This is a genomic window from Azospirillum rugosum, assembly GCF_017876155.1.
Taxonomy (GTDB): Bacteria; Pseudomonadota; Alphaproteobacteria; order Azospirillales; family Azospirillaceae; genus Azospirillum; species Azospirillum rugosum.
The window spans coordinates 186,956-192,955 of the sequence record NZ_JAGINP010000018.1 but is presented as its reverse complement, the minus strand read 5'-3'; the positions used below and the strand labels follow the sequence as shown (position 1 = coordinate 192,955).

The following is a 6,000-nucleotide window of genomic DNA, read 5'->3' as shown; positions in this document are numbered from 1 at the left end:
TCCGAACTCGGCCGTGAAACGCCTCAGCGCCGATGGTACTGCGTCTCAAGACGTGGGAGAGTAGGTCGCCGCCAGGTCACCACGGCACACGCCAAGCCCTTCCGATTGGACCGGTTACACACCGTCACTTGCACACGTCTTCACAGCGTCCCGACCCCACAACCGCGGGGTGGAGCAGCCCGGTAGCTCGTCAGGCTCATAACCTGAAGGTCGCAGGTTCAAATCCTGCCCCCGCAACCAAATCAGCCCGTCAGGCGCAGCGCCGGACGGGCTTTTTTGTTGTCCAACAGTTCTGTGTGCCAACTGATATACCAGGAGTGCATTTGACCCCGGCGCCCCTGTGCGTCAGGGTGGGCGTGCCCATTGCGTCCGCCGGATAAGGAACCCTGGATACGATGTCGATTGCCGAGAAGACGGCGTCCGCTGCGGCTGCCGTGCCATCTGGATCGTCCGGAGCCGGGTCGTCCGCGAGGGCGGGCATTGCGTGGATGGTGCTGACCACGCTGCTGTTCGTCACGCAGGACGCGACCATGCGTGTCCTGGTCCAGACCTACCCGATCGTCGAGGTCGCCTGGGCGCGCTTCGCCGTTCATTTCCTGATCGCCTTCGTCCTCCTGTCGATCCGCTCGCCCCAGTCCATGCGGTCGCAACGGCCGGGCGTGCAGATCCTCCGCTCCGCGCTGCTGGGCGTGCTCACCCTGCTGGCCGCGCTGTCCTACCGTCTGCTTCCGTTCGTGGACGTGGCCGCCATCGCCAACGCGGCGCCGGTGTTCGTCACGGTGCTCTCGGTCCCGATCCTGAAGGAGAGGGTGGGGTGGCGGCGTTGGCTTGGCGTGCTGGCCGGGTTCGTCGGCGCGATGCTGATCATCGGGCCGGCCAGCCTGACCTTCCAGTGGTTCATCCTGCTGCCGCTGGCGGCGGCACTGTGCAACGCGCTGTACCAGATCGTGACGCGGGTCCTGCGCGGCAGCGACCCGACCATGACCACCTTCTTCTACACCAGCCTCGCCGGCACGCTGATGTGCAGCGCGGCCCTTCCCTGGAACTGGGTGACGCCGGACTTGATGGCCGTGGCGTTGATGGTCCTGCTGGGCACCATCGGGGCCTGCAGCCACTTCTGCCTGATACGCGCCTACACGGCGGCCGACGCGGCGACGGTGGCGCCTTTCGGCTACACCTCGCTGGTCTGGGCGGTTCTGTACGGCCTGCTGGTCTTCGGCGAGGTGCCCAGCGCCACCACGCTGGCCGGCGGCCTCGTCATCGTCGGCAGCGGCTTGTACATCTTCCACCGCGAACAGAGGAAAGGCCGAGCGGCGGTGGCGTCCGCAGAGGCCGCGTCCTCCACGGCGACATAGCCCGCAACGCCTCCCCTCCCAGCCTGTTGGTTGCCTGTCCAACAATTCCCAGAACAGGAGGAACGGGCTCCATGGCCAGGAGAGGATCCGGACTGTTGTCCGCGGGCGGCATGGCCGCCTTCGCTGGCGGCGCGGTGGTGGCGCTGGTCGCCAGCCGCCTGCTGCCGCCGCTGTTCGCGCAGGCCGCCGGGTCGGTGTCGGGGCGCGACCCCTTCGCGGCGCTCGCCGACGACCACCGCCACATCATGGCTCTGCTGAACGAAATGGAGCAGACGCCGCAGAACGCGACCTTCCGCCGCACGCAGCTCCTGCTGCGGCTGAAGCGCCGTCTCGCCGCCCACGCGCTCGCCGAGGAGGACGTGGTCTACCCGCTGCTCCACGACCGTGCGCACGAGGAGGGCGACACCCGGCGGCTTTACGGCGAGCACGCCGACATGAAGATGCACCTCTCCGCGCTGGAGCGGATGCCGAAGGACGACCCGAACTGGCTGGGCCGCGTGACCGAGCTGAAGATGCTGATCGCCGAGCACGTCCACCAGGAGGAGGCGATCGACTTCCCGAAGCTGCGCGACGCGCTGGGCCGGCGGGCCATCTCGCGGCTGTCGGGGAGCGTACGACGGGAAAAGGCGCTGCTGCTGTAGGCGTACACTGGACGTCCAGGTACCCGAAATAACACGGGCCGTACGCGTCGAACTGTAACATGCTGCGCGTACGGTGCAGCCGCCGGGGACGGCCGGCACCTTTGGCCCCACAGCAACGAGAACAGCAATGAACGGACTGCCCAAGCAGACGTGGCGCTGCCGCGTTGCCGAACTGCTCAACGATCCCGTGGCCCAGGCCGTGCTTCGGCGCGACCGCCTGACCCGGGACCAGGTTCTGGCGCAGCTTACCCCCATTGCCGAGCATCTGCGTCGCTCGAACCCGCAACACGCCAACCCCACGCGGCTTCAGTCCGAGGCCGCCTGAAGCGGACAAATCCAGCCCAAATGGAAAGGGCCGCCCGGGGGATCGGGCGGCCCTTTTTCTGTTCAGCGATCCTGGACGATCAGCCCATGATCTCGAACTTGATGCCCTGGGCGAGCGGCAGGGCCTTGGAGTAGTTCACCGTGGCGGTCTGCCGGCGCATGTAGGCCTTCCAGCTGTCGGAGCCGGACTCGCGCCCGCCGCCCGTCTCCTTCTCACCGCCGAAGGCACCGCCGATCTCGGCACCCGACGGGCCGATGTTGACGTTGGCGATGCCACAGTCGCTGCCGGCCGCCGACAGGAAGGTCTCCGCCTCGCGGATGTCGGTGGTGAAGATGCAGGAGGACAGGCCCTGTGGCACCGCGTTCTGCAGCGCTATGGCCTCCTCCAGCGTCTCGTAGGTCAGGACGTAGAGGATCGGGGCGAAGGTCTCGTGCCGGACGATGTCGGTCTGGGCCGGCATCTCGACGATGGCCGGCTTCACGTACCAGGCGTCGGCATACTGGTCGGCCAGCGCGCGCTCGCCTCCGGTCACCACGCCGCCGTCGGCCTTGGCCTGCTCCAGCGCGCGCTGCATGCCCTCGAACGCACCCTTGTCGTTCAGCGGGCCGACCAGAACGCCGGCCTCCAGCGGGTTGCCGATGGAGACGGAGGCATAGGCCGCCTTCAGGCGCGGCAGCAGGGCGTCGCGAACGTCCTTGTGCACGATCAGCCGGCGCAGCGTGGTGCAGCGCTGGCCGCAGGTGCCGACCGCGGAGAAGACGATGGCGCGCACGGCCATCTCCAGGTCGGCTGTGGGGGCCACGATCATCGCGTTGTTGCCGCCCAGCTCCAGGATCGAGCGGCCGAAGCGCTCCGCCACCTTGACCGAGACCTCGCGGCCCATGCGGGTGGAGCCGGTGGCCGACACGATCGGCACCAGCGGGCTGGCGACCAGCGCCTCGCCCACGTCGCGGCCGCCGTTGACGACGATCAGCAGGTCGGCCGGGGCGTCGCTGCCGAAGCGCGCCACGGCGCGCTCGAAGATGCGCTGGCAGGCGAGCGCGGTCAGCGGGGTCTTCTCCGACGGCTTCCAGATCACCGGGTCGCCGCAGACCAGCGCCAGGGCGGCGTTCCACGACCAGACCGCGACCGGGAAGTTGAAGGCGGAGATGACCGCGCAGGGGCCCATCGGGTGCCAGGTCTCGCGCATGGCGTGGCCCGGCCGCTCCGACGCGATGGTCAGGCCGTAGAGCTGGCGGGACAGGCCGACCGCGAAGTCGCAGATGTCGATCATCTCCTGCACTTCGCCCAGGCCTTCCTGGACGATCTTGCCCATCTCCAGCGTGACGAGCCGGCCGAGATCCTCCTTGGCGGCGCGCAGCTCCTCGCCGAGCAGCCGGACCAGCTCGCCGCGGCGCGGGGCCGGGACGTTGCGCCACGCCTCGAAGGCGCGCTGCGAGCGGGCGGCGATGTCCGGGATCTCGGAGGCCGCGGTGACCGGCACGGTGCCGAGCGACGCGCCGTCGACCGGCGAACGGACGGCCAAGCCGGAACCGCCGGCGGGAAGCTCCAGGCCGAGGCGGGAGAGAAGGTCGCTGTGCTGCATAATGGAGTTCCTCAAGGGCTTGCTGGCAACCACCCTATCGCTTCGTCATCCCCGCGAAGGCGCTAAAGTATGAACACATTTCCCAAGCCATTGCTTGGAAAGGGTCTTTCTTCGTCATCCCAGCGAAGGCTGGGATCCAGAACGTTGACGCTAAGCGCCTGATACGGCTGGATTCCCGCCTTCGCGGGAATGACGGAGAAAGGTCCTTTCCGGTCCGTTAGACCAAGATGTGTGCATACCGTAGCGCCTGCGCGGGGATGACGATCGAAAGGTGGCTGCGAATTCGGTTCGGTCGTTTATCGCTGGTCGTTCATCGCTTCAAGGCGCCGGCGCGGATCTCGGACAGGGTCCGGCTGGGCGTCAGGGCCTCGGGGTCGAGCTTGATATGGAGAATGGCGGGCAAACCGGAAGTCCGCGCCCGCTCGAACGCGGCGGCGAAGTCCTCGGTGCGCTCCACCGTCTCGCCGTGGCCGCCATAGGCACGGGCCAGCGCCGCGAAGTCCGGGTTCTTCAGCGCGGTGCCGGACACGCGACCCGGATACTCCCGCTCCTGGTGCATGCGGATGGTGCCGTACATGCCGTTGTCGACGACCAGCACGATGACGTTGGCGCCTTCCTGCACGGCGGTGCCGAACTCCAGCCCGGTCATCTGGAAGCAGCCGTCGCCGGCGAAGCACAGCACGTCGCGCTCCGGATGCAGCAGCTTGGCGGCGATGGCGGCGGGCAGGCCATAGCCCATGGAGCCGCAGACCGGCGCCGCCTGCGTGCCGAAGCGGCGGAAATGCCAGAAGCGGTGGATCCAGGTCGCGTAGTTGCCGGCGCCGTTGGTCAGGGTCGCCGTGTCCGGCAGGCTGTCGCGCAGCCAGGCCATGACGCTGCCCATCTGCACCGCGCCGGGGCCGCTGGTCGGCGGTTCGCTCCACGCGCCGTAGGCGGCGTGGGCGGCCTCCGCCTGACCGATCCACGCGGGGGCGGCGGGCGGCGCCAGCCCGGCGACGGCCTCCAGGAAGGCGCCCGGCGTGGCGTTGACGGCGAGGTCCGGCCGGTAGACGCGGCCAAGCTCCTCCGCCCCCGGATGGACGTGGACCAGAGTCTTGCCGGTCTCCGGAATGCCCAGCAGCGCGTAGCTCTGCGACGGCACCTCGGAGAAGCGGCCGCCGAGCAGCAGGATCAGGTCCGCGTCCTTCACCAGCCCGACCAGCTTCGGGTTGATGCCCAGGCCGACGTCGCCGGCGTAGTTCGGGTGCGTGTGGTCGAACAGCATCTGCCGGCGGAAGGTGACCGCGACGGGCAGGGCGAAGGCCTCGGAGAAGGCGCGCAGGGCCGCCACCGACTCCTCCGTCCAGCGGGAACCGCCGGCGATGACCAGCGGGCGCTTGGCGTTGGCGAGCAGCAGCCCGAACTCCGCGACCTGGGCGGGGGTGGGGGCGCTGTCGACCGGCTCGGCGCGGTGGGCGGGGGCGACGTCGGCCGTCTCCACCAGCATGTCCTCCGGCAGCACCAGAACGACCGGGCCGGGCCGGCCGGCCATGGCGGTGTGGAAGGCGCGGCTGATCATCTCCGGCACGCGGTCGGCGCTGTCGATCTCGGCCACCCACTTGGCCATGCCGCCGAACATGCGGGTATAGTCCACCTCCTGGAAGGCGTCGCGCCCGCGCATGCCGCGCTCGATCTGGCCGATGAACAGGATCATCGGCGTGCTGTCCTGCTGCGCCACATGCACGCCGGGGGAGGCGTTGGTGGCGCCGGGGCCACGGGTGACGAAGCAGATGCCCGGCCGGCCGGTCAGCTTGCCCTCCGCCTCCGCCATCATGGCGGCGCCGCTCTCGTGGCGGGCGTTGATGGTGCGGATGGAACTGTCGTGCAGCGCGTCCAGCACGGCGAGGTAGCTTTCGCCCGGCACGCAGAACACGCGCTCGACGCCCTGCGCCTCCAGCGCCTCGACGATCAACTGGCCTCCGGTCTTCATGGCGGGCGGGTTCCTCTGTGTGAACTGGTGTGTGGGCGGGTCGCTGTTGTCTGCCGATTCACCACAAAGGCACAAAGAACACAAAGAACGTCACAAAGATGGTGCCTACCCAGTTCCGTCATTCC

The 6,000-nt window shown here is 68.8% G+C and carries 5 protein-coding genes, 1 tRNA gene and 1 rRNA gene; 5 read left to right on the top strand and 2 right to left on the bottom strand.

Features of this window, described 5'->3' with window-relative positions; genetic code table 11:
* The 5 genes from rrf to J2851_RS23515 form a co-directional block, all read left to right on the top strand.
* Positions 1–77, top strand: a 5S ribosomal RNA gene (gene rrf, locus J2851_RS36740); the annotation flags it as partial.
* 86 nt (positions 78–163) lie between these two features.
* A tRNA-Met gene (locus J2851_RS23530) sits at positions 164–240 on the top strand.
* A 155-nt stretch (positions 241–395) separates the two neighbouring features.
* Positions 396–1,355 carry a DMT family transporter gene (locus J2851_RS23525; protein ID WP_209769272.1) on the top strand — a complete coding sequence of 320 codons (960 nt, stop codon included), beginning with the start codon at positions 396–398 and terminating at the stop codon, positions 1,353–1,355.
* Positions 1,356–1,426: 71 nt separating this feature from the next.
* On the top strand, positions 1,427–1,996 hold the full coding sequence (locus J2851_RS23520; protein ID WP_209769270.1) for a hemerythrin domain-containing protein: 570 nt from the start codon (positions 1,427–1,429) through the stop codon (positions 1,994–1,996).
* Positions 1,997–2,123: 127 nt separating this feature from the next.
* Positions 2,124–2,321 (top strand): hypothetical protein, encoded by a 198-nt coding sequence (locus J2851_RS23515; RefSeq protein WP_209769268.1) that lies wholly within the window; start codon positions 2,124–2,126, stop codon positions 2,319–2,321.
* Positions 2,322–2,400: 79 nt separating this feature from the next.
* Here J2851_RS23515 and amaB read toward each other — a convergent pair whose 3' ends face one another.
* Together amaB and J2851_RS23505 are read right to left on the bottom strand one after the other, a co-directional pair.
* Positions 2,401–3,906: an L-piperidine-6-carboxylate dehydrogenase gene (gene amaB, locus J2851_RS23510; protein WP_209769266.1), complete on the bottom strand. Its 1,506-nt coding sequence runs from the start codon at positions 3,904–3,906 to the stop codon at positions 2,401–2,403.
* 310 nt (positions 3,907–4,216) lie between these two features.
* Positions 4,217–5,875, bottom strand: a complete 1,659-nt coding sequence (locus J2851_RS23505; RefSeq protein WP_209769264.1) for a thiamine pyrophosphate-binding protein — start codon at positions 5,873–5,875, stop codon at positions 4,217–4,219.
* Between the last annotated feature and the right edge of the window lie 125 nt (positions 5,876–6,000).